We start from the raw sequence: 23,228 nt of genomic DNA on the forward strand, positions 1-23,228 counted from the left end.
ATCAGGCGGGCGACCGCGGGCGCGTACGTACGCGCACCGCAAACCGGTCGAGGTCCCTCCTGTCCGTCATCCCTTCGCGCTCCCGACCCGCACCGGGTCCACAGGAGACAGCTCGCGAAGGAGAGTTCCGTGACCAGCAAGACCCCCGCCCCCGCCGTCCGGACCGGTGCCGCCACCGTGTACGGCTACCCGCGCCAGGGCCGGAACCGGGAACTGAAGAAGGCAGTCGAGGGCTACTGGAGCGGCCGGGTCGGTGCCGAAGCCCTCCGGGGCGCGGCCCGAGAACTGCGCCGGACCAACTGGCAGCAGCTGACCGACGCCGGTATCACCGAGGTGCCCACCGGCGACTTCTCGTACTACGACCACGTGCTGGACGCCAGTCTCATGGTCGGCGCCGTTCCCGCACGCCACCGCGCCGCCGTCGAAGCGGACGCCCTGGACGGCTACTTCGCCATGGCGCGCGGCACCCAGGACGTGGCGCCGCTGGAGATGACCAAGTGGTTCGACACCAACTACCACTACCTGGTGCCGGAACTGGGCCCGGACACCGTCTTCACCGCCGACTCCTCCCGACAGGTGGCCGAGTTCGAGGAGGCACGCGCACTCGGCCACACCGCCCGCCCGGTGCTGGTCGGGCCCGTGACCTACCTGCTGCTGGCCAAGCCCGCCCCCGGTGTGGCGGCCGGTTTCGACCCCCTCGCCCTGCTCGACCGTCTGCTCCCCGTGTACGCACGCGTCCTCGCGGACCTGCGTGCGGCCGGTGCCGAGTGGGTCCAGTTGGACGAGCCCGCCCTCGTGCAGGACCGCACCCCCGCCGAACTGAGCGCCGCCGCCCGCGCCTACCGCGTGCTCGGCGCCGCGTCCGACCGGCCCAGGCTGCTCGTGGCCTCGTACTTCGACCGGCTCGGCGCGGCCCTGGAAGTGCTGGCCAAGGCCCCGGTGGACGGGCTCGCGCTGGACTTCACCGGCGCGGCCGCCGCCAACCTCGACGACCTCGCCGCCGTCGGCGGCCTGCCCGGCAAGCGCCTGGTCGCGGGTGTCGTCAACGGCCGCAACGTCTGGATCAACGACTTCGAGAAGTCCCTCGGCACGCTCGGCACCCTCCTCGGCCTCGCCGGCAGCGTCGACGTGGCCGCCTCCTGCTCGCTGCTCCACGTCCCGCTGGATGCCTCCGCCGAACGGGACATCGACCCGCAGGTCAGGCGCTGGCTCGCCTTCGCCCGGCAGAAGACCGCCGAGATCGCCACGCTCGCCCGCGGACTCGCCCGCGGCACGGACGCCATCGCGGCCGAACTCGCCGCGAACCGGGCCGACCTGGCCTCCCGGACTCACTCGTCCGTCACCCGGGACCCCGCCGTCCGCGCCCGCACCGCGGACGTCACCGAAGCCGACGGCCGCCGCTCCCAGCCCTACGAGGAGCGGGCCGCCGCCCAGCGCGCCCGCCTCGGGCTGCCGCTGCTGCCCACGACCACCATCGGATCGTTCCCCCAGACCGCCGAACTGCGCAACGCCCGCGCCGATCTGCGGGCCGGCCGCATCGACACCGCCGGCTACGAGGAGCGCATCAGGGCGGAGATCCGGGAGGTCCTGGACTTCCAGGAGAAGGCGGGCATCGACGTGCTGGTGCACGGAGAGCCCGAACGGGGCGACATGGTCCAGTATTTCGCCGAGCAGCTGACCGGCTACCTCGCCCCGCGACACGGCTGGGTCCAGTCCTACGGCACCCGCTACGTCCGCCCGCCCGTCCTGGCCGGGGACGTCTCCCGCCCCGACCCGATGACCGTCCGCTGGACGGCGTACGCGCAGTCGCAGACGGCGAAGCCGGTCAAGGGCATGCTCACCGGGCCCGTCACCATGCTCGCCTGGTCCTTCGTCCGTGACGACCAGCCGCTCGCGGACACCGCCCGGCAGGTTGCGCTGGCCCTGCGCGACGAGGTCAACGACCTGGAGGCCGCCGGGACCTCCGTGATCCAGGTGGACGAGCCCGCGCTGCGGGAGACGCTGCCGCTGCGCGGCGCCGACCGCGCGGCCTACCTCGCCTGGGCCACCGAGTCCTTCCGGCTCACCACGGCGGGCGTCCGGCCGGACACCCAGATCCACACGCACATGTGCTACGCCGAGTTCGGCGACATCCTCGGGGCCATCGGGGACCTCGACGCCGACGTCATCAGCCTGGAGGCCGCCCGGTCCCACATGCAGGTCGCCGGTGAGCTGTCCGGCGCCGGCTACCCGCGCGAGGTCGGTCCGGGCGTCTGGGACATCCACTCGCCGCGGATCCCGTCCACCGACGAGGCCTCGGCGCTGCTGCGCGAGGGTCTCGGTGCCATCCCGGCCGAACGGCTGTGGGTCAATCCCGACTGCGGTCTCAAGACCCGGGCCTGGGCCGAGACCCGGGCCTCCCTGGAGAACCTGGTCGAGGCGGCCCGCAGGGTCCGCGGCGAGGTGATCGCAGCCGGTTCCTGACGGGTCGGGCGGGTCGCCCGGCCCGTCAGGCGGAGAGAGGGGGAACGGCGTACTCCGCGTGCGGCCGGTCCCCGCCTCCGTCCCGGTCCCCGCCTCCGTCCCGGTCTGCCCGCCCGGCGGCGGTCCCGGTGAGCCCCGCGACATGGTCGGTGATCATGTCGAGGATGGCCGCCGAGACCGCGGCGTCGCCGAGGACGAGGTGGTTGAGGGTCAGACCGTCCGTCATGGCGGCCAGGTACCGGGCCAGCACGTGCACCGGCACGCGGAGCTCGAAGGGCATCAGGAGGCGGAGCTGCTCGATGAGCTCGGTGTAGGTGTCGGAGTACAGCTCGTACTGGCGCCGTGCCAGGTGCTCGAACCCGGGTCGGCGCAGGGCGTACTGCGTGAGCTCGTAGGTGAGCATGTGCTCGCCCGGGTTGGCGGCCACGTGGTCCCAGTACGCCTGGAAGCCGGCCCGGATGGTCTCGCGCAGGGTGGCCCGCGGCCGGATGGCCTCCCGCGCCACCGTGATGCCGTGCTCGGTGATCGCGACGATGACCGATTCCAGCAGGGCCTGCTTGGAGTCGAAGCAGTAGTGGAAGACGCTCAGGGACACACCGGCCTCGGCGCAGATCGACCGCGTCGTCGCCCTGGCGACGCCGTCGCGGGCCATCACGCGGATCGCCGCCTCGGTCAGCTGGCGGCGTCGCTCGGCCGACGGCATCCGTGCCATGGGCGTCGTTCCCTTCGTTCCGTGCGGTGCGGTGCGGTGTGCGGTGCCGTGCGGTCGGGCAAAGGCGTCCGGGGCCGGCCGGATCGGCGGATCCGGCCGGCCCCGGACGCGGGGCGTGAGCACGAGTCAGCTGCTGTAGACCCCGACCTCGTAGAGCGAGTACCCCCACTGCGTGCCGCGCTGCACCCCGTGGACGCGAACGTAGCGGGCCGTGGTGCCGGTGAACAGGGCCGTGTCCAGACCGCCGTCACCGGTGGTGGTGGACCACGCCGACTGCCAGGTGGTGCCGTCGTTCGACAGCTCGATGCGGTAGGCCCGCCCGTGCGCCCGCTCCCAGTCGAGGGTGACGCGCTTGACCAGGTGGGCCGATCCGAGATCGATCTTGATCCACTGGTCGTCGCTCCAGTTGCTCGCCCAGCGGGTGCTCGTGTTCCCGTCGACGGCCCGCGAGGGGGCGTAGCTCGTGAACGGGTTCCACTCCGACGAGCTGGCCGTGGCGGACGCGCCCGCGGCGAGGTTCACTCCGGCCTTGTGCTTCTCGGACGAACCCCACGTGGTGAGGTAGGACTCGGCGCCGCGGAAGAGGTCGTCGACCACGTCCTGGCCGCCGACGATCCGGAGGTCCTCGATCCAGTCCGGCACCAGGCCGTAGTGCGAGGCACCGTCGGTGTTGAGGTCCCAGGTGCGCTGCCCGGTGGTCTGCCGGTCGATGACGGAGCCGCCGTCGACGCTGCGGAACGGGTAGCGGACCGGGTTCGGGGTGTCGGCCCCGCGCGGCCCGGGCCAGCCGCCGACGCCGTTCATGTCGGTGCCGTAGCCGTAGCCGACGCCGTACTTGTCGCGCAGGGCGTTCTTGGCCTTGGCCTCGGCACTGAAGCCCTCGGCCCCGCCCATGTACTGGGCGACGAAGCCGCCGAGCTTGTAGAGCCGCTCGGTCCAGTTGTCGTCCATCCAGCTGTGCGAGGAGATGACGCCCGGGTAGGACTCCGACTCCAGGATGTCGAAGGCCCGGCCGGCGGCCTTGACGCTCATGTGGTCGATTTCGAGCATCATCTTGCGTTTCATCATCCCGCGCACCGCGTACTCGCCGAGCTCGGTCAGACCGCGCGTGTTGCACTGCGCGTCCGCCGCGTACGAGGGCACGGAGACGCCCGCGGGGAGCTCCTGCTGCGCCGCGGGAGCGGCCGCGAGCCCGATGGGGTTGTCGTGCTGCGGGCCGGTGCACTTCTCCGTCTTCCAGAAGGTGCCCGTCGACAGGAACTGGCCGACGTTGATCGCGGTGCCGAGGGCGCCCTGGTCGAACCGGACCCCGCACAGGGCGTTGTCGAACTTGTGGCAGAGGAACATGCTCCGCACGCCCAGCCGGTGCAGCTCGTCGAGGCCCCGGTCGATGTCCTCCTTGCTGCACTGCGCGAAGTCCAGGATCTGCTTGCAGCCGAACGGCTCGGAGGTCTCGACGCCGAGGACGACGGCCAGCTTGCCCTGCTTGACGACCTCACGGGCCTGGGCGGAGTCGGTGACGATCCGGAACCAGCCCTTCCCGGGGCCGCCGTACATCGTGTCGATGTAGGACTGCATGTCGTACGTCTTCTGCGCTTCGAGCCGGATGGCGGTCATCTCGTCGCAGCCGCGGTCCTTGAAGAAGTAGACCGAGCAGATCACGCCGTTGGTGACGAGGTCGTTGACGAGCACGCGCTGGCCGCCGCGCCAGGCGCGTTCGACCCACGCGTAGTAGTTCTGCTGGTGGGTGAGCGAGTCGTGGGCGGGCCAGTCCTTGAAGGTCGGCCAGCCGTTCGGGTCGTGCTTGCCGTCGCCACCCTTGGTGATGAAGTCGAAGATCGCCAGGGTGCCGTCGGGGTAGTGCTCGGGGCAGTCCTTGAGCGCGTCGGCCACGCCCCTCTCGGAGAAGGGCTTTCCGCAGATGAGGCGTCCGCCGAAGCCCTCGTTGGACATCAGGTGGTCGTGGGCGTCGACGAATCCGCGGACCCGTCCCTGGGAATCGGTGCCCTTGAAGGGTTCACCGGTGACGTTGATCTCGGAGTCGGGTGCGGGCCGTGCCACCGGATTCCACCAGCCGGGGTCTGCGGCGGAGCTGGGCACGGGGCCGAGCACCATCGCCACCACGGCGAGGAGCAATGACAGGACCGCGATCGGGCTGCGCCTGGGGTGCTTGTCTCGGGAAATGGTCATCACTCACGTCTTCGGTCAGCGGATGGCGCGGTGGAGGAGATGCCGGACCCGTTCGGGGACGCGACGGCCGCGGAAGGCCTTGAAATTGTCATGAACCCGCAAACGGTGGGTCGAGAATCGCCACTGTCGTCGACGGAGTCAAGAGTCCGGGACAGATGACCTGATGATTCGTCAGGCGCACGCTCGCGTGACCGGGCGGGGACGGGCCCGTCCGGCGTGGCCGGACGACGTGAGCCACGGGACCGCCTACCGTCGGGGTATGAGTGGGATGGCCGTGGTGTACGAGGTGGAGGATCCGGCGGCGGCGCACGCCGGAGGGGCCGGCGGCGCGGGCGGAGAGGCGGCGGTCGTGCGCGTCCACGCGGCGCCCGCCGCGCCCGGGATGCCCGGTGTCCCCGGACCGCGGACCTACTGCGGCAGGGACACCTTCGCGATGCGGGCCGCTCCGCGGACGCCCGCGGAGCGGCCCGGCCCGACCTGGTACGAGGACGGGTACGCGGACCGGGTCTGCCCCGCCTGCGACGAGGCGGTGGGCACCGGCTGAGCCGCCGGGGCGGTGCCGGGCCGGGCGGAGCGTCAGCGCGCGTTGCGCTCGGGCAGGTCCACCTCGGCCGGGGCGACGCCGAAGCCGCGCGCGCCCTTCTTCTCGGCCTGCTTGCCGCAGAACGCGGCTTCGAGGGTGCCGCCGAGCGCCGCGTTGGCCGCACCCCTGTTGGAGGTGTTGGCCATCGCCGAGAGGCTGCGCCGGCCGTCGCGGGTGGAGAAGGCGTACGTGTAGAAGCCCTGCACCGTGCCCGTGTGGCCGTAGACCGAGGTGCCGCAGGAGAGGTCGTAGCGGCGCAGACCCAGCCCGTAGAACCGGGTGTTCGTGGCGTCCGTCGGGGTCGCGGTGACCATGGCGTCCAGCAGCGGCGGGGCCAGCAGCCGGCCGCCGAGCAGTGCGGACGTGAAGGTGTTCAGGTCCGCCGGGCTGGAGATCACCGCTCCGGCGGACTGGGCCCACGACACCGTCTGCTCGGTGGAGTCGACCAGCGGAGCCCCGGCCTCGTCGGGGTGGAGGTAGCCGCGGGCGTGCAACCCCCTGATCCTGGTGTCGGGGTGTACGTAGGAGGTGTCGCGCAGGCCCAGGGGCTTGAAAATGCGCCGTTCGTACTCCTTGCCCACCTGGTTGCCCGTGGTCTTCTCGATCAGCATCCCGACCACGACGAAGTTGGTGTTCGAGTAGGCGTACGCCACGCCGGGCTCGGTCGTCCTGGGCTCGCGCAGCGAGAGGTCCAGCAGCTCCTGGTAGCTGAACACCCGGTTGCGCACGGCCTCGAAGCCGGGGACGGTGTGCTCGAACATGGCGTCGGTGTAGTCCGCGAGGCCGCTGCGGTGGGTCAGCAGGTGGCGCACGGTGATCCGCCCGTCGGGCAGCAGGCCGGGCAGGTATCGGTTGACCGGGGCGTCCAGTTCGATCTTCTTCTCGCCGACCAGCTGGAGCAGGACCACCGAGGAGAAGGTCTTGCTGACGCTACCGATCCGGAAGCGGGCCCGCGGGTCCATGGCGGCGCCCGAGCTCCTGTCGCGAACGCCGACGGTCCGGGTGCGGACTCCGTCGGGGCCGCTGAACCGGGCCATGGCGCCGGGCGCGCCGGCGGCGGTCGTGTTCCGCAGCGCCTGGGTGAGCGCTTCGAGGTCGGGGGAGCGGTCGGCGGCCCGGGCGGTGGTCGCGGGCGCGATCGCGGCCGTCACGGCGAGCAGGGCGGTGGTCAGGGCGAGACGGCGGTTCACGGGCAGTGACACGGTGTTCCTCTGGTCGGTGGTCAGTCGGCAGGGAAGGGCGGGGCGTCGCGGCGGGCCGGGTGGCACGGCCCCGACGCCCCATGAAGATCATCGATGAGGGGCAGCCGGGGCGTGAGCCGCAACGCGCCGTTCTAGGAGGGAAGTTCCAGCAGGCGGAGCGCCTCCTGGCGCATTTCCACCTTGCGGACCTTCCCGGTGACGGTCATGGGGAACTCCTCCACGACGTGCACGTAGCGCGGGATCTTGAAGTGGGCCAGCCTGCCCGCGCAGTACGCGCGGACTGCGTCCGCGGTCAGCGGCTCGGCGCCCTCGCGCATCCGCACCCACGCCATCAGCTCCTCCCCGTACTTGGGGTCGGGCACCCCGATCACCTGGACGTCGACGACGTCCGGGTGCGTGTGGAGGAACTCCTCGATCTCGCGCGGGTAGAGGTTCTCCCCACCGCGGATCACCATGTCCTTGATCCGGCCGGTGATGCTGAGGTAGCCGTCGTCGTCCATCACGGCCAGGTCGCCCGTGTGCATCCAGCGGGCGGCGTCGACGGCCTCCGCGGTGCGCTCGGGCTCCTCCCAGTAGCCGAGCATCACCGAGTAGCCGCGCGTGCACAGTTCACCCGGTTCACCGCGGGGGACCGTCCGCCCGGTCCGCGGATCGACCACCTTCACCTCCAGGTGCGGCCCGACGCGGCCCACGGTGGACACCCGGCGCTCGACGGAGTCGTCTGCGCGGGTCTGCGTCGACACCGGCGAGGTCTCGGTCATCCCGTAGCAGATGGACACCTCGGCCATGCCCATGCGCCCGATGACCTCCCGCATGACCTCGACCGGGCACGGCGAGCCCGCCATGATCCCGGTGCGCAGGCTGGACAGGTCGTAGGAGTCGAGGCCGGGCTGCGCCAGTTCGGCGATGAACATCGTGGGGACCCCGTAGAGCGAGGTGCACCTCTCCGACTCCACCGCGGCCAGGGTGGCCGCCGGGTCGAAGGACGGCGCGGGGATCACCATGGCGGCACCGTGACTGGTGCAGGCGAGGTTGCCCATGACCATGCCGAAGCAGTGGTAGAACGGCACCGGGATGCAGACCCGGTCCTGCTCGGTGTAATGGCACAGCTCGCCCACGAAGAAGCCGTTGTTCAGGATGTTGTGGTGCGAGAGGGTCGCGCCCTTGGGGAATCCGGTGGTCCCCGACGTGTACTGGATGTTGATGGCGTCGTCCGGGCTGAGCGAGGCCTGCGCACGGGCCAGGTCTGCCGGGTCGCCCCGGCGGCCGCGCTCCAGTAGGGAGTCCCACAGGGGACCGCCGAGCACGGCCACGAACTCCAGGGTGGGGCACCGAGGGCGCACCTCCTCGATCATGGCGGTGTAGTCGGAGGTCTTGAAGCGGTCGGCGGCGGCCAGCAGCCGGATGCCGGACTGCCGCAGCACGTACTCCAGTTCGTGGGAGCGGTAGGCGGGGTTCACCGTGACGAGGACCGCGCCGATCCGGGCGGTGGCGTACTGCACCAGTGTCCACTCCGCGCGGTTGGGGGCCCAGATTCCGACGCGGTCGCCCTTGGCGATGCCCAGGTCGAGCAGACCGAGCGCGAGGGCGTCGACGTCGGCGGCCAGCTCTGCGTACGTCCACCGGCGGCCGGCAGCCACGTCGACGAGGGCATCGCGGTCGGGGAACCTGCGTACCGTCCGGTCCAGGTTCTCGCCGATGGTGTCACCGAGCAGCGGCACTTCGCAGACCCCGGACGCGTAACTCGATGCGGCAGACACATGGACCTCCTGGAGACGGACTGGCGGGCGTGCGGACAGGCGGGCGGCCTGGGGCGGTCGCGCCGGGAACATACTGACGGGGTGACGGGGAGCCCCCTGCCAGCCTGCCCCGGGTGCGCGGGTGCCTACGCCTACGCCTACGCCTGCGCGACGGGCCGGGGCCCGAGGTCCCGGGCGGTCCGCGGCGTACGAAGGCGGCCCCGCGGTGCGTGACGCCCGCTCACGTCCGGTGCGCTCGGCCGGGTCCGGGGGGTCGGAGGCGGGGCGGCCGAGGACGAACGGAAGGCGCCCGCCGGGCAGAACCCGGGCGGGCGCCTTCTGTCGTACACGTGGGGCGGGGAAGGGTCAGGGCGTGGAGAAGGTGCGCCGGGGCGCGGGCGCCATGGCGGTGATCGTCGCCGTGGCCGTGAAGACCTCCTCGCCGTTCTGTCGGGCCACGACCCGCACGGGAAGCCGGCGGCCGTCCGGCGCAGCCGTCCGGTCGGGGAGCGCGGTCGTTTCGATCCAGCAGGGCGAGTTCAGCTCCGCGTAGCGGAAGAACCGCATCTCCATGTCGGTCAGGACGCCCCGGCGGGGGAAGGCGGAGGCGTACGCGGCCTGGCGGACGGCCTCCAGCAGCAGCATGCCGGGAGCGTGGTCGACGGGGTGGTCGAAGAGAATCGGGTGGTTGATGTCGGCCCGCAGCTGCGCCCGGTGGGTCGAGCTGGTCGGGGAGAGGACCACGTCGTGGAAGCGGTCGCGGCACACCCGCCGGGGCGTCATCGGCGGCGGGAGCGGGATGACGCGGGCGGCCACCTGCGCGAGGTCGCCGTTTCCGCCGCGCAGGCGCTGGTAGACGGCTTCGGGCTGGTTGGTGAACGCCGCTTCGGCGGTACCCAGGAACTCCCCGTCCCGGGTGGCCGTGACGTGCATGGTCAGGCCCGCCAGCCGGCGTCCCCGGCGGGCTATGCCGGAGCAGCGGATGTGGAGCACGATGTCGGCCGGTCTTGAACCGACCACGAGGGCAGCGGGGTTGGCCGAGTAGCTGAAGGTGTCCCAGATCTGGCGGTGGCCGAAGGGCACGTCGTACGCCACATGGCTGAGCAGCGGGATGGCCTGGCGGACGGATTCGGCCAGGAGGAGCGGGTCGTGGTGGCCCGCGTCGGGCGAGTAGAAGCTGTGGGCGCGGGGCCACTGGGCGGTGATGACGTACTCGTCGGGAGCGACGGAACGCCATCCGGTGAGCAGGACTTCGGAGTGTGCGCTCTTGTGCACGTATTCCCGTGGTAACGCGCTGCTGAGCGAGGCGGTCGCGGGCGAGGTGGAGTGAGCAGCTGACACAGTCATTGGTTGAGCCCCCCTGGAACGTCGGACATGAGCTGGTGCTTGTTCGGCGCTGGGTCCTAAAATAAAGGATGTTCGTTTTTTTTGTCGAGAAGGTTAGGTGCACATGTCAGAACGAAAGCAGCAACGAGCCCCTCAACTGAGGGCAGTTCAGACGAAGGCGGCCATCCTCCGCGCCGCGGCGGAGGTCTTCGACGAGTTCGGCTTCAGCGGAGCCAGCATCAGCAAGATCATGAAGCGGGCGGACGTCACGCAGGGCGGGATGTACTTCCACTTCAGCTCGAAGGAGGAACTCGCCTACGCCGTGATGGTCGGGCAGGGCGAGGGCCTGGAGTTCCCCGCGGGCGAGGACGGCCTCCAGCGCCTGGTGGACATCACGCTCTACCTCGCGGAGCAGCTCCGGCACAATCCGGTGCTCCGTGCCGGCGTACGACTGGCGGTGGAGCAGGGCGAGTTCGGCCTCCGCGACGACGTCGCCTACCAGGCCTGGGTGCTCGAATTCCGCCAGCAGCTGCGCTTCGCCCGGGCCAAGGGCGAGCTCCAGCCGGACGTCGACGACCACGAACTGGCGTGGGTGCTGGTCAGCTCCTTCACCGGCGCCCAGCTCTTCTCGCAGGTCTCCACCGGCCGGGCCGACCTGCCCCAGCGCATCGCCTCGCTCTGGCGCTACCTGTTGCCCGCCGTCGCCACCGAGGACACCCGCAAGGGCCTGCGCCTGACCCTGGAGACGGCCGGGGCGGAGCAGCAGGGGTGAGCGGCCGCCAGGTCGTCGTGACCGGGGCGACGGGTTTCGTCGGCTCCGCGGTGCTGCGCCGCCTGCTGGAGCGGGAACCGGGGATCGTGCTGCGCGTGGTGTCCCGTACGGCGGCACCGGCCGCGCCGGGCTCCGTGCACCGGGTCGGTGCGGACCTGGCCGAGCCCGCCTCCCTGCGGGGCGTGTGCGACGGCGCCGACGCGCTGTTGTCGCTCGCCTCCTACATCGGACCCGACGCCGGCCGCTGCGAGGCGGTCAACACCGCTGGTACCGCGGCCCTGATGGCGGAGGCGCGGCGCGCGGGTGTGCGGCGCGTCGTCCACCTGTCGACGTGCGCGGTCTACGGTCCGGGACCGCACCGGGGCGCGGACGCGGCCGAGCTGGCCCCCGCCCCGGTGTCGCCGGCCAGCGCCAGCCGGCTGGCGGGGGAGGCGTCCGTGCTCGCCGCCGGGGGCCTGGTCCTGCGCGCCGGACTGGTCCTGGGCAGCGGGGACCGGTGGGTCGTGCCGGCTCTCGCCGATGCCTTCCGGCGGGTACCGGCACAGTGGGACGGGGGAGCGGGACTGGCCTCCTTCGTCGACGCCGACGACCTGGCGCGGCTCTTCACGGCCTTCGCCCTCGGGGGAGGTACCGCGGCCCGGGCGGAGGGCGTCCTGCACGCCCACCACCCCGAGCCGGTGCGCAACCGCGACCTCATGCACGCGCTGGCCGCGCAGGGAGTGTTGCCGGAGCGGCCCGCCGCCGACTGGCCCTGGAGCAGATGTGTCGAGGCGCTGGCCGCGACCCCGGGCTGGGTGAGCGAGCGGCAGTTCACGCTGCTGGCGCGGGACCACTGGTACCGCGCGGACGCGGCATGGGGGCTCGCCGGGATCGACCCGGGTCCGGGCCCGCTCGCCCGGCTCGGCCGGGCGGCCGCCTGGTACCGGGAGAGAGGCGCCGTCACACCGGGGTGACGGCGATCTGCCAAAGCCTCAGCGGGATGGGGGCGGACGGGCCGTGGCGGGGATGCGGGCGGGTAGCGTCCCGGAGACAGTCGGTCCTGGTCATCCCGTGAACCTTGTGGAGGAGTGGAAATGCCCGACCTTTCGAACATCGTCAAGGCGTATGACGTGCGTGGCGTTGTGCCGGACGAGTGGGACGAGTCGCTGGCGGAGCTGTTCGGTGGTGCTTTCGTCGAGGTCGTGGGTGGGTCGGCGATCGTGGTGGGGCATGACATGCGTCCGTCGTCGCCGGGGTTGTCGGCGGCGTTTGCGCGGGGTGCTGCGGCGCGTGGTGTGGATGTGACGTTGATCGGTTTGTGTTCGACGGATCAGTTGTATTACGCGTCGGGTGCGATGGGGCTGCCGGGTGCGATGTTCACGGCGTCGCATAATCCGGCGCGGTACAACGGGATCAAGATGTGTCGTGCGGGTGCGGCGCCGGTGGGTCGGGACACGGGGTTGTCGCAGATCCGGGTGTTGGTGGAGGGGTGGCTGGACGGGGGTGTTCCGGAGGTTCCGGCGGGGACGGTGCCGGGGACGGTGACGGAGCGGGACTCCCTGAAGGGGTATGCGGAGCATCTGCGGTCTTTGGTGGATCTGGCGTCGATCCGTCCGTTGAAGGTGGTTGTGGACGCGGGCAACGGCATGGGCGGTCACACCGTCCCGACGGTGTTCGAGGGTCTGCCGTTGGAGGTGACGGAGATGTACTTCGAGCTGGACGGGACGTTCCCGAACCATGAGGCGAATCCGTTGGATCCGAAGAACATCGTGGATCTGCAGGCGCGGGTGGTGGCGGAGGGTGCGGATCTGGGGATCGCCTTCGACGGGGACGCGGACCGTTGTTTCATCGTGGACGAGCGTGGTGTGGGGGTGTCGCCGTCGGCGATCACGGCTCTGGTGGCGTCGCGTGAGCTGGCGCGTCACGGTGGGTCGGGCACGGTGATCCACAATCTGATCACGTCGTGGTCGGTGCCGGAGGTGGTGCGGGAGTGCGGTGGGACGCCGGTGCGTACCCGGGTGGGTCATTCCTTCATCAAGGAGGAGATGGCGAGGACGGGTGCGATCTTCGGTGGTGAGCATTCGGCGCACTACTACTTCAAGGACTTCTGGAACGCGGATACGGGGATGCTGGCGGCGTTGCACGTGTTGGCGGCTCTGGGGGGGCAGGACGGTCCGTTGTCGGAGTTGGTGGCGTCGTATGACCGGTATGAGGGGTCGGGGGAGATCAATTCGACGGTGGCGGACCAGGCGGGCCGGTTGGTTGCGGTGCGGGAGGCGTTCGCGGGTCGTGAGGGTGTGGAGCTGGATGAGTTGGACGGTTTGACGGTGACGGGTGCGGGGTGGTGGTTCAACGTGCGTGCTTCGAACACGGAGCCGTTGCTGCGGTTGAACGTTGAGGCTCGTGACGTGGACACGCTGTCCCGGGTCCGGGACGAGGCCCTGGCCCTGATCCGGGCCTGACCCCCGGCCCGGGGGCCCTGCCGGGGGCCGGGGCCCTTTCCGACCCCCAGGCCCCCGCGCCCTCCGACCCGGGCCGGACCCCCGGCCCCGCCGCTACGCCGACGACGCATACCGCTCCCGCAGGGCCGGCAGACCCCGGTAGGCGTACGCAGCGGACATCAACGTCATGTGGTGGTGCCAGCCGGGGAACGAACGCCCCTCGAAGTCGAGGAGCCCGAAGTCGTCGGCCAGGGCGCCCAGCGAGGCGGCGGCCCGCCCCGTCTGCCTGACCAGCCGCAGCAGGTCGTCCATCCGGGCCCGGCTCATGTTGGTCAGCCAGATCGCACCGCCCGCCCGGACCCCGGCGGCGGGCCGCCGTTCACCGAAGAGACGGTATGTCTGCTGCCCGCCGGGGGCCGCCGAACCGGCGCCCGGCACCCGGACCAGGGCCGACCGGATCTGCTGCGGGTGCGGGTGCGCGCCTGCGGCGGGGCCGGTGAGCTGCGCCGCGTACGGATGGCTGGTGCTGCCCCGACGGGCGAGCTCGCCCGCAGTGGTGGTGTGCCCGGCCGCCCGGCCCGCCTCGGCCCCCTGCCGCGGCCCGGTCGCGCAGACGGCGAGGGTCGGCGGGACGGACACCAGGAAGTCGTGGCCGCGCCGGCCCAGCATGCCGATCAGGGCGGCGGCGGCACCGAGGCGGCTCAGATCGGCGACGACGGGCGCGTGCACGGCCGAGGTACGGGCGGCGACCGCGTCCACGAGCTCCAGGACCAGATGCTCCGGGGCCTGGTGTGCCACGTCGGGGGAGATCCGCGCCCGGCGGCGCAGGACCGGATCCGCCGACCAGCCTTCGGGAAGCAGCAGCCGCCAGTCGACGGGCAGGCTCGTGCCGTCCAGCGAGAGGAAGAGGGCGTAGGCGAACTGGCAGTTGACGATGCGTCCGGCGACGGGGTCGAAGCGGCGGTGCACGCCGACCGAATGGTCACCCCGTTTGGGGAAGCAGACCTGCCCGATCGTCCAGGCACGCACCGGATGGCGTTCCTCCACCCAGCGGACCAGTTCGGCGCGGGCCGGATCCCATGCCCAGGGGCTCGCGTTGATGAACTGCTGCAAGGACTGGGACGCGGTCGGTGACGCGGTCACGGACGCGGCGAGTCTGCGGACGGACTTCTTGCCCGGGGTGGTGAGCAGGCCCTGCAGGTAGACCCGGGCCCATCTTCGCTGGTCGGCCCTCGGTAAGTGGCCGAAGAGGCGTTCGGTGTACTCGTCCAGGGCGGTGCCGCCGGCAGCCAGGGCTCCGGTCCTCATGTGCGCCGTCATCTGCTGTCTCCCCTCCAGTGCGGACATCGGTCTGCGCCATGGCAGCGGTAAGAATACAGAACGTTCGTTTTGTTTTCTAGCTAAAGTGTGGCGCCTCCGCGGCGACTTGGGCACGTTGGAGCACGACGCCACCCGACTCCGCCGCGGGCGGCACGGGACGGCGGGGCATGGTCGCTTCTTCGTCAAGTGATCGTTGTGCGCGGTCGGCGCCGGGGTGACGCTGGAAGCCGCTCCCGTGCCGGGCGCGGGGGTGAGTGAGGAACGAACAGGATGGCATTGGTAGTGCAGTGGTGAAGCAAGAGCGCGGCGTGCGCACCCGTAATCATCTGATCTCGGTGGCCGCCGCCGAATTCGACCGCAATGGATACGACGGGACGTCGCTGTCCCGGCTGAGCAGATCGGCCGGGATTTCGATCGGGGCTGTCACTTTTCATTTTGCGGCGAAGGGGGAACTGGCCTCGGCCGTCGAGGAATCCGGTCGGGCCGCCACCCGGAGAGTGGTCGAGTCCGTGACGGCCCGCGGAGAGCCGGCCCTCGACACCGTCTCCTCCCTCGTCCTGGCCCTCGGCTGGCTGATCGAGGCGGACCCGGCCGTGCGCGCCGCGGCCCGGCTCACCCGGGAACGTGCCGGCGCCGGGCCCGAGTGGTGCGGCTGCTGGCTCCCGGACGTCGAGCACCTGCTGGAACGGGCGGCGGCGGAGGGGCAGCTCCATCCCGAGGTCGACCCGCGCTCGCTCGCCGCGCTGACAGGTCACCTGGTCGGCGGTGTCGTGGCGCGGGTGCGCCGCGACCGGGGCGACCGGCCCGGCGCGATCGCCGGCGAGCTCGCCGATCTGTGGAGCCTCATCCAGCGGCGCGTCGCGGCCCCGCCGGGGGCGGAAGTGCCCAAGTAGGCGAGAAAGCGGCAGAATTCTGGCCACTGGCGCGAGCAGCCGTCTAGCGTCAGCGGTATGAATTCCGTGACTCCGCAGATAACCAAGGCAGTGATCCCCGCCGCGGGACTCGGTACCCGATTCCTCCCGCTGACGAAGGCCACCCCGAAGGAAATGCTTCCGGTGGTCGACAAGCCCGCCATCCAGTACGTGGTGGAAGAGGCGGTCGCGGCGGGGATGTCGGACATCCTCATGGTCACCGGACGCAACAAGCGGCCGCTCGAAGACCACTTCGACCGCAACTACGAGCTGGAGGAGGCCCTCCAGCGCCGTGGTGATCAGGACAAACTCAACAGCGTCTGCGCCTCCACCGAACTCGCCGACATCCACTACGTGCGCCAGCGGGACCCCAAGGGCCTCGGGCACGCCGTCCTGTGCGCCGCGCCGCACGTCGGCAGGGAGCCCTTCGCCGTCCTCCTGGCCGACGACCTGATCGACCCCAGGGACCCCCTGCTCGCCCGGATGGCCGCAGTGCGCGCCCGTCTCGGTGGCAGCGTGGTGGCCCTCATGGAGGTCGACCCGGACGCCATCCACCTGTACGGATGCGCCGCGGTCGAGCGGGCGACGGCCGCCGGCGACGGCGTGCGCATCACCGAGCTGGTGGAAAAGCCGGAGCCCGGCACCGCCCCCAGCAACCTCGCGGTCATCGGTCGCTACCTGCTCGACCCCGAGATCTTCGAGGTGCTGCGCGGCACCGGTCCCGGGCGCGGCGGCGAGATCCAGCTCACGGACGCACTGCGCACCCTGGTCCGCGCCGGCCGTCCCGTGCACGGGGTGGTCTTCTCCGGCCGCCGCTATGACACGGGGGACCGCGCCGAGTACCTGCGCGCGACGGTCCGGCTGGCTTGCGAGCGCGAGGACCTCGGCCCCGAATTCCTCTCCTGGCTGCGGGAGTTCGTCCGTTCCGAGGAGCTCGCGCCGGTCTGAACCGCCGCCCGGTGGGCGACTGGGGAAGTTCCGCGGTCGCCCACCGGGCCGAGCCCGACTCTGCCAACTTGCCCAAATCGCAGCGGGGTTCGGCTGCCAGATTGGTTACCGAACGGTAATTACGTAATTTCTTCTCCGGCCCGGCGAACGACGCGGGCTCCGGGCCCCGAGCACACGAAGGGAGGTGGATCATGGACGACCCGAACGCAGGACACCCGGCGCCTCGGACCCCCCGAGCCGCCCACGAGATACCGGTCGGCGCACTGCTCGCCGCTGACTCCCCCCGAGCCGTCCTCGTGGACGAGGGCCACGCACAGGCCCTCGCGGACTCCGGCCGGCCCCTGCCGCCGCTGCTCGTGCACCGCCCCACGATGCGGGTCATCGACGGCACGCACCGCTTGCGGGCGGCCGTGCTGAGGGGGCGTGACACCGTCGCGGTGGTGTACTTCGACGGCAGCGCCGAGGACGCGTTCGTCCTGTCGGTCGAAGCCAACATCAGCCACGGACTCCCGCTGACACTGGCGGAGCGGACCGCGGCGGCCCTACGGATCCTGCAAACCCACCCTGACTGGTCCGACCGCGGGATCGCGCAGCGGACCGGGCTCGCGGCGAAGACCGTCGCGGCACTGCGTCGCCGGGAGGCGCCGCAGCACGCACCGCAGGGCCGCGTCGGACGGGACGGACGCGTCCGTCCCGCCGATCCGGTCCGCGGACGTGAGGCCGCGGCCCGGCTGCTCGCGGGACGGCCCACCGCCTCCCTGCGGCAGATCGCGCGGGAGGCGGGCATCGCGCCCTCGACCGTACGAGATGTGCGCCGCCGGATCGGCGAGGGCGAGGACCCCGTACCGGCGGGCCAGCGGCGCTCCGGCGGCCCGCAGCCCCCGCCGGCCCGGCCGGCCGACCGGGGACGGGCCCGCGGACAACCACTACCCGCGCTGGTCACCGGCCTGTGCAAGGACCCCCTGCTCAGACTCAGCGAGGCCGGCAGGCTGCTCCTGCGCATGCTCGACCTCCAGGTGAGCGGCCTGCGCCAGCGCGAGCGGATCGTCGCCGCGGTACCCCCGTACCGCGCCGAGACCGCCGCCGCCGCTGCCGCGCAGTGCGCCCGCGACTGGCAGGAACTCTCGGAGGAACTGGGCCGCCGTGCCTCGGCGGAGGCGCGAGCCTGAGCGGCCATCCCCCCATACCGGCCTTCCCTGCTGGAAGGCCCCGTTCATGTGTGTGTCGGAAAGGAAGTCTGGCGATGTCGGTTGTCGAGGGTGCGCGGGTTGATGCGGGTGGGGGGGAGGGGCCTGTTCGTTTGGATGGGCGCCTGAGGTTGGTGCTTGTGGTGTTGCTGGTGGCGCAGTTCATGCTGGCGGTGGATTTTTCGATCCTGAATGTGGCGTTGCCGGTGATCGGTGACGGGCTTGGGTTCTCGTTGTCGAATCTGCAGTGGATCGCGACGTCGTTTGCGTTGTGTGCTGCGGGTTTCACGTTGTTGTTCGGTCGGGTGGCGGATCTGTTCGGGCGGCGTCGGCTGTTCCTGGTGGGTCTGGCGGTTTTGGGTGTGTCGTCGTTGGTGGGTGGTTTGGCGACGTCGCCTGAGATGTTGATTGTGGCGCGGGTGTTTCAGGGTCTTGCGACGGCGGCGGTGACGCCTGCTGGTCTGTCGTTGTTGACGACGTCGTTTCCTGAGGGTCCGTTGCGGGAGAAGGCGTTGGGGCTGAATGGTGCGTTGATGTCGGCGGGGTTCACCACGGGTGCGATTTTGGGTGGTGTGTTGACGGATCTGCTGTCGTGGCGGTGGGCGTTCTTCATCAATGTGCCGGTTGCTCTGGTGGTGTTGGTGATTGCGCCGACGGTGATTCGTGAGTCGCGTCCGGATGTGCGTCCGAGGTTGGATGTTCCGGGTGCGACGGCGGTGACGTTGGGTCTGCTGGCGTTGGTTTATGGGTTGACGCAGGCGGGTGAGCGTGGTTGGGGTGCTCCGTCGGCGTGGGGTTGGCTGGCGGCTGGTGTGGTGTTGTTGGTGGTGTTCTATGCGGTGGAGTCGAGGTCGTCGGCTCCGTTGGTGCCGGTGAGTGTGTTGAAGAAGCGGACGGTGGCGTGGGGGAATGTTGCTGGTCTGGTTGCGTTTTTGACGGAGACCAGTTTGGTGTTCCTGATGACGCTGTATCTGCAGGAGGTTTTGGATTTCTCGCCGTTGACGGCGGGGTTGTCGTTCGGTGTGCTGGGTGTGGGCACGGTGATCGGTGGTTCGGTTGCTCCGCGGGTGATTGGGGCGGTGGGTACGCGGTCGACGTTGATCGTGGGTGGTGTGTTGCAGGCGGTGGCGACGCTGAGTTTGGTGGCGTTGGGTGAGACGTCTGCGTCGATGTGGTTGTTGCTGGTCGCGACGTTCGCGGGTGGTGTGGGCAACATGTTGGTGATCGTCGGGTTCATGGTGACGGCGACGACGGGGTTGCCGGATCGTGAGCAGGGTATGGCGACGGGTTTGGCGACGATGACGCAGCAGATCGGTATCACGATGGGTACGCCGATCATGTCGGCGGTGGTTGCGGCGAATACCGACATTCATGCGGGGATCACGACCGCGGTCGTGGTCAACACCGCGATCGTCGTCCTCGGCATCCTCACCACCGTCCTCTTCCTCAGGAGCAAGGCCGCGCAGACCCCCGCCGCCGGCTGACCGACCTCCTGACCGATCCCCCCCCATGGAAGCGGCCCGGCCCGGCCGCCCCCGACCGTGCCGGGCCGCTTCCCCCTTCCCGTATCGCCTCCCCAGGTCCCCCTCCCCAGGTCCCCCTCCCCAAGAACTCCTCTTTCCCAAGGAACGTGATGGACCTCCATATCGAAGACCGCGTATACCTCGTCACCGGCGCGTCGTCCGGCATCGGCGAGGCCACCGTCCGCCTCCTGGCCGCCGAGGGCGCCGCCGTCGTCGGTGTCGCCCGCAAGCCGTGGAGCACCGAAGGGCTCGGCGAGCGGGTCAGCACCCTGGCCGCCGACCTCACCGATCCGGCTGCGGCCCAGCAGGTCGCCGACGCCGTGGCAGCTCGCCACGGCCGCCTCGACGGCCTCGTGAACAACGTCGGCGCGCTGGAGTCCCGTACCGGCTTCCTCGACGTGAGCGACGAGCAGTGGAAGACCACCTTCGAGGTCAACTTCCACTCCGCCGTCCGCATGACCCGTGCGGCCCTGCCCGCGCTGCTGGAGGCGGGCGCGGGGTCCGTCGTCCACGTGGCGAGCGAGGCCGCCCGCTATCCCGACCCCGGCATCACCGACTACGCCGCCTCGAAGACGGCACTGCTGTCCCTCTCCAAATCCCTGGCCGCGGAGTTCGGCGCACGGGCGGTGCGCTCGAACGTGGTCTCCCCGGGGCCCACCCGGACCGCGCTCTTCGACGCCCCCGGAGGCTTCGCCGACCAACTCGGCGAACGGTTCGGGCTGCCCGCCGACGAGGCCGTCGACCACTTCATCCGTGAGGTGCGCCGACTGCCCAGCGGCCGCATCGGCACCCCCGAAGACGTCGCCGGCGTGATCGCGTATCTGCTCTCGCCCCTGGCGGGCCAGGTCACCGGCGCCGAATGGAGCGTCGACGGCGGCGCCCTGCGGCAGATCTGACCGGGCCGATGCGTGCTTCCCTCCTCGCCCTCGCGGTCGGCGCCTTCGGCATCGGGACGACCGAGTTCGTCATCGTCGGCCTGCTCCCCGAAGTGGCCGACGACCTGTCCGTGTCCATCCCCTCCGCCGGCATGCTGGTCACCGGCTACGCCCTGGGCGTGGTGGTCGGCGCACCGCTGATGACAGCGGCCGGCGCCCGGCTTCCCCGCAAGACCATGCTCGTCCTGCTCATGGCGATCTTCATCGCAGGCAACCTGCTCTGCGCCCTCGCCGGGGACTACACGGCTCTCATGGGCGGGCGGCTGATCGCGGCTCTCACCCACGGAGCGTTCTTCGGGATCGGCTCCGTCGTGGCCGCCGACCTCGTGGCCCCCGACCGGCGGGCGAGCGCCATCGCCCTGATGTTCACCGGCCTGACCCTGGCCAATGTGCTCGGCGTGCCCCTGGGAACCTTCCTGGGGCAGGAGTTCGGCTGGCGTTCGACCTTCTGGGCCGTCACCGGGATCGGGATCGTGGGGCTCCTCGCCCTGATCACCCTGGTCCCGGCACAGCCCGCACCGCAGAGCGGGGCCCTGCGCGGCGAGCTCGCCGTCTTCCGCCGGCCCCAGGTGTGGCTGGCCCTGACCACCACCGTCCTCGGCTTCGGCGGCGTCTTCGCCTCCTTCACCTACCTCGCCCCCATGATGACGGAACGGGCCGGCTTCTCCGACGGCGCGGTCGCCTGGCTCCTCGTCCTCTTCGGGACCGGCCTGTGCGTGGGCAACGTACTCGGCGGCCGGGCCGCCGACCGGGCCCTCATGCCCAGCCTGTACCTCATCCTCGGAGGCCTGTGCCTGGTGCTGGTGGTGTTCACCTTCACCTCACGGGCCGCCCTGCCCGCCGCGGTCACCCTGGCCGCCTTCGGAGCGATCGGCTTCGCCACGGTGCCGCCGCTCCAGGCCCGCGTCATGCAGCAGGCGGCCGGGGCTCCGGCCCTCGCCTCCGCCGCCAACATCGCGGCCTTCAACCTGGGCAACGCCCTCGGCGCCTGGCTCGGCGGCCTCGCCGTCGCCCACGGCCTGGGATGGACCTCGCCGACCTGGATCGGCGCCGGACTCGCCGCCGCCGGACTCGGGACCGCGGCCCTCTCCGGTCACCTCGATCGCAGGAGCCGCCCGAAGCCTCCGGCCGCCGAGGCGTTCCCTTCCGCACCACTCCCGCACGACCCCACCCAGCCGGTGCCGGGCACGGCACCCGTCCCCTCGTCGAAGAGAAGTGAGGTAGCCCCATGAACGGTGTCGACCGCCGGACCATGCTCACCCGCAGCGCGGCCGTCGTCGGAGGCGCGGCGGTGGCCGGCGCGCTCGCCGGCCCCGCGGCAGCGGCCACGAACCCCGCCGAGTCCGCGGCTTCCGGCGCGGCCGCCGGTAGCGGAGCCGTTGTGCGCCCGGGCGACCCGCGCTACGAGATGCTCACCACCGGCAACAACCAGCGTTTCGTCGCACGCCCCGACTACATCAAGATGGTCCGCTCGACCGCGGACGCCGAACGGGCCCTCAGAGACGCCGTCCGGGCCGGCAAGCGGGTCTCCGTGCGCAGCGGCGGCCACTGCTTCGCCGACTTCGCCGCCCACCCCGAGACCGAGGTCATCATCGACTTCTCGGAGATGACCCACGTCGGCTACGACCCCGCGCGGCGCGCCTTCGTCGTGGAGGCCGGAGCCCGCCTGATCAACGTGTACGAAGCCCTCTACAAGGGCTGGGGCGTCACCATCCCCGGCGGCATCTGCTACAGCGTCGGAGCCGGCGGCCACATCGTCGGCGGCGGCTACGGGCTCCTCTCCCGGGCCCACGGCCTGGTCGTCGATCACCTCTACGCCGTGGAGGTCGTCGTCACCAACGGCAAGGGAGGCGTCCGCACCGTTGTCGCCACCCGCGAGAAGCACGACCCCCACCGCGACCTGTGGTGGGCGCACACCGGCGGGGGAGGCGGCAACTTCGGCCTGGTGACCCGCTACTGGTTCCGCTCACCGGGCGCGAAGGGATCCGAACCCTCCGAGCAGCTGATAGCGCCGCCGTCCAAGGTGTTGGTGAGCGCCCTGGACTTCCCCTGGGAGCAGCTGAACGAGGCCAAGTTCACCCGTCTCCTGAAGAACTTCGGCGCCTGGCACGCCGCGAACAGCGCCCCCGACAGCCCCTACCGCAACCTCTCCAGCCTCTTCAACGTCAGCTCCAAGGCGCACGGCAGCCTGGGCATGTTCACCCAGGTCGACGCGACCGTGCCGAACGCCCGCAAACTGCTCGACGACTACGTGGCGGCCATCACCGCCGGTACCGGGGTCACGCCCCGGGCGCTGACCCGCGCCACCGGCGAACTGCCCGCCATGCCGCAGTTCGCCGAGCCCCGCACCCTGCCCTGGCTCCAGGCGACCCGGCTCGTCGGCACCAACAACCCCACCATCACCAACCCGACCTCACGCGGTGCACACAAGTCCGCCTACATGCGCAAGAACTTCACCGACCACCAGATCTCCGCGCTCTACCGGTACATGAGCCGACCGGACTTCAAGAACCCCGACACCATGCTGGTGCTGTTCTCCTTCGGCGGCCAGGTCAACGCCGTCGCACCGGACGCGACGGCCAACGCGCAGCGGACGTCCATCTTCAAGATGTGCTTCCAGACCTTCTGGCAGGAGGAGAGCGAAGACGCCTTCTACCTGGGCTGGCTGCGCGACCTCTACGAGGACTTCTTCTCGGCGACCGGAGGCGTGCCCCTGATCGACGACAGCACCGACGGCTGCTACATCAACTACCCCGACCGCGACATCACCGACCCCCGCCGCAACCGCTCCGGCGTGCCCTGGCAGACCCTGTACTACAAGGACAACTACCCGCGCCTCCAGCAGGTCAAGAGGCGCTACGACCCGTCCGACTTCTTCCGCCACTCCATGTCGATCAAGCCTGCGCGAGGCTGATCCCGGACGGACGACGGCCGGCGGGCCACCGCCGGCGGTCCGGCGTCCCCCACGCGACCCTGCCCGCGGTCTCCCGACCGTCG

The 23,228-nt window shown here is 71.1% G+C and carries 18 protein-coding genes; 12 read left to right on the forward strand and 6 right to left on the reverse strand.

Features of this window, described 5'->3' with window-relative positions; translation table 11 throughout:
- Positions 1 to 129 precede the first annotated feature (129 nt).
- Positions 130 to 2,463, forward strand: coding sequence for a 5-methyltetrahydropteroyltriglutamate--homocysteine S-methyltransferase (gene metE / locus AW27_RS29525; protein WP_037928989.1), 2,334 nt, complete (start codon positions 130 to 132; stop codon positions 2,461 to 2,463).
- A gap of 25 nt (positions 2,464 to 2,488) precedes the next feature.
- Here metE and AW27_RS29530 read toward each other — a convergent pair whose 3' ends face one another.
- Entirely contained in the window at positions 2,489 to 3,175 is a 687-nt protein-coding gene (locus tag AW27_RS29530; RefSeq protein ID WP_078557065.1) for a TetR/AcrR family transcriptional regulator, read from the reverse strand.
- Between the two features lie 126 nt (positions 3,176 to 3,301).
- Positions 3,302 to 5,365, reverse strand: coding sequence for a galactose-binding domain-containing protein (locus tag AW27_RS29535; protein ID WP_052031313.1), 2,064 nt, complete (start codon positions 5,363 to 5,365; stop codon positions 3,302 to 3,304).
- A 259-nt stretch (positions 5,366 to 5,624) separates the two neighbouring features.
- Between AW27_RS29535 and AW27_RS29540 the strand changes: the two genes are divergently transcribed.
- Positions 5,625 to 5,909 (forward strand): hypothetical protein, encoded by a 285-nt coding sequence (locus AW27_RS29540; RefSeq protein ID WP_037928987.1) that lies wholly within the window; start codon positions 5,625 to 5,627, stop codon positions 5,907 to 5,909.
- A 32-nt stretch (positions 5,910 to 5,941) separates the two neighbouring features.
- Here AW27_RS29540 and AW27_RS29545 read toward each other — a convergent pair whose 3' ends face one another.
- The 3 genes from AW27_RS29545 to AW27_RS29555 all read right to left on the reverse strand — a co-directional run bounded on the left by AW27_RS29545 (position 5,942) and on the right by AW27_RS29555 (position 10,236).
- On the reverse strand, positions 5,942 to 7,150 hold the full coding sequence (locus tag AW27_RS29545) for a serine hydrolase domain-containing protein (protein ID WP_037928986.1): 1,209 nt from the start codon (positions 7,148 to 7,150) through the stop codon (positions 5,942 to 5,944).
- A gap of 131 nt (positions 7,151 to 7,281) precedes the next feature.
- Positions 7,282 to 8,982 carry an AMP-binding protein gene (locus tag AW27_RS29550; protein ID WP_370466619.1) on the reverse strand — a complete coding sequence of 567 codons (1,701 nt, stop codon included), beginning with the start codon at positions 8,980 to 8,982 and terminating at the stop codon, positions 7,282 to 7,284.
- Between the two features lie 273 nt (positions 8,983 to 9,255).
- Entirely contained in the window at positions 9,256 to 10,236 is a 981-nt protein-coding gene (locus AW27_RS29555; protein WP_037928983.1) for a ScbA/BarX family gamma-butyrolactone biosynthesis protein, read from the reverse strand.
- Between the two features lie 103 nt (positions 10,237 to 10,339).
- Between AW27_RS29555 and AW27_RS29560 the strand changes: the two genes are divergently transcribed.
- From AW27_RS29560 to AW27_RS29570, 3 genes are all read left to right on the forward strand, one after another.
- On the forward strand, positions 10,340 to 10,987 hold the full coding sequence (locus AW27_RS29560; protein ID WP_037928982.1) for a ScbR family autoregulator-binding transcription factor: 648 nt from the start codon (positions 10,340 to 10,342) through the stop codon (positions 10,985 to 10,987).
- Positions 10,984 to 11,940, forward strand: coding sequence for an NAD-dependent epimerase/dehydratase family protein (locus tag AW27_RS29565; RefSeq protein ID WP_037928981.1), 957 nt, complete (start codon positions 10,984 to 10,986; stop codon positions 11,938 to 11,940). Before AW27_RS29560 ends, AW27_RS29565 begins: the two co-directional genes overlap by 4 nt.
- A gap of 120 nt (positions 11,941 to 12,060) precedes the next feature.
- The gene (locus tag AW27_RS29570) at positions 12,061 to 13,428 is read left to right on the forward strand and encodes a phosphomannomutase/phosphoglucomutase (RefSeq protein WP_304949925.1); all 1,368 of its coding nucleotides are present in this window, start codon (positions 12,061 to 12,063) and stop codon (positions 13,426 to 13,428) included.
- 93 nt (positions 13,429 to 13,521) lie between these two features.
- On the opposite strand, the gene AW27_RS29575 is transcribed toward AW27_RS29570, so the two are convergent.
- Positions 13,522 to 14,727: an IS701 family transposase gene (locus AW27_RS29575; protein ID WP_037928978.1), complete on the reverse strand. Its 1,206-nt coding sequence runs from the start codon at positions 14,725 to 14,727 to the stop codon at positions 13,522 to 13,524.
- Positions 14,728 to 15,035: 308 nt separating this feature from the next.
- Here AW27_RS29575 and AW27_RS29580 point away from each other — a divergent pair, with 308 nt between their 5' ends.
- The 7 genes from AW27_RS29580 (at position 15,036) to AW27_RS29610 (ending at position 23,145) form a co-directional block, all read left to right on the forward strand.
- A complete protein-coding gene (locus AW27_RS29580; protein WP_052031328.1) occupies positions 15,036 to 15,620 on the forward strand; it encodes a TetR/AcrR family transcriptional regulator in 585 nt (194 codons plus the stop codon).
- A 57-nt stretch (positions 15,621 to 15,677) separates the two neighbouring features.
- Positions 15,678 to 16,586, forward strand: a complete 909-nt coding sequence (gene galU / locus AW27_RS29585; RefSeq protein ID WP_037928973.1) for a UTP--glucose-1-phosphate uridylyltransferase GalU — start codon at positions 15,678 to 15,680, stop codon at positions 16,584 to 16,586.
- 191 nt (positions 16,587 to 16,777) lie between these two features.
- Positions 16,778 to 17,755 (forward strand): ParB/RepB/Spo0J family partition protein, encoded by a 978-nt coding sequence (locus tag AW27_RS29590; protein ID WP_052031311.1) that lies wholly within the window; start codon positions 16,778 to 16,780, stop codon positions 17,753 to 17,755.
- A gap of 74 nt (positions 17,756 to 17,829) precedes the next feature.
- Positions 17,830 to 19,257: an MFS transporter gene (locus tag AW27_RS29595; protein ID WP_304949926.1), complete on the forward strand. Its 1,428-nt coding sequence runs from the start codon at positions 17,830 to 17,832 to the stop codon at positions 19,255 to 19,257.
- Positions 19,258 to 19,406: 149 nt separating this feature from the next.
- Positions 19,407 to 20,192, forward strand: coding sequence for an SDR family NAD(P)-dependent oxidoreductase (locus tag AW27_RS29600; RefSeq protein WP_037928971.1), 786 nt, complete (start codon positions 19,407 to 19,409; stop codon positions 20,190 to 20,192).
- A gap of 8 nt (positions 20,193 to 20,200) precedes the next feature.
- Positions 20,201 to 21,463, forward strand: coding sequence for an MFS transporter (locus AW27_RS29605; protein ID WP_078557063.1), 1,263 nt, complete (start codon positions 20,201 to 20,203; stop codon positions 21,461 to 21,463).
- Complete coding sequence (locus tag AW27_RS29610) at positions 21,460 to 23,145, forward strand: FAD-binding oxidoreductase (RefSeq protein WP_037928970.1); 1,686 nt, start codon at positions 21,460 to 21,462, stop codon at positions 23,143 to 23,145. Before AW27_RS29605 ends, AW27_RS29610 begins: the two co-directional genes overlap by 4 nt.
- Positions 23,146 to 23,228 lie beyond the last annotated feature (83 nt).

The organism is Streptomyces sp. PCS3-D2 (assembly GCF_000612545.2).
In the GTDB taxonomy this organism is placed as follows: Bacteria; Actinomycetota; Actinomycetes; order Streptomycetales; family Streptomycetaceae; genus Streptomyces.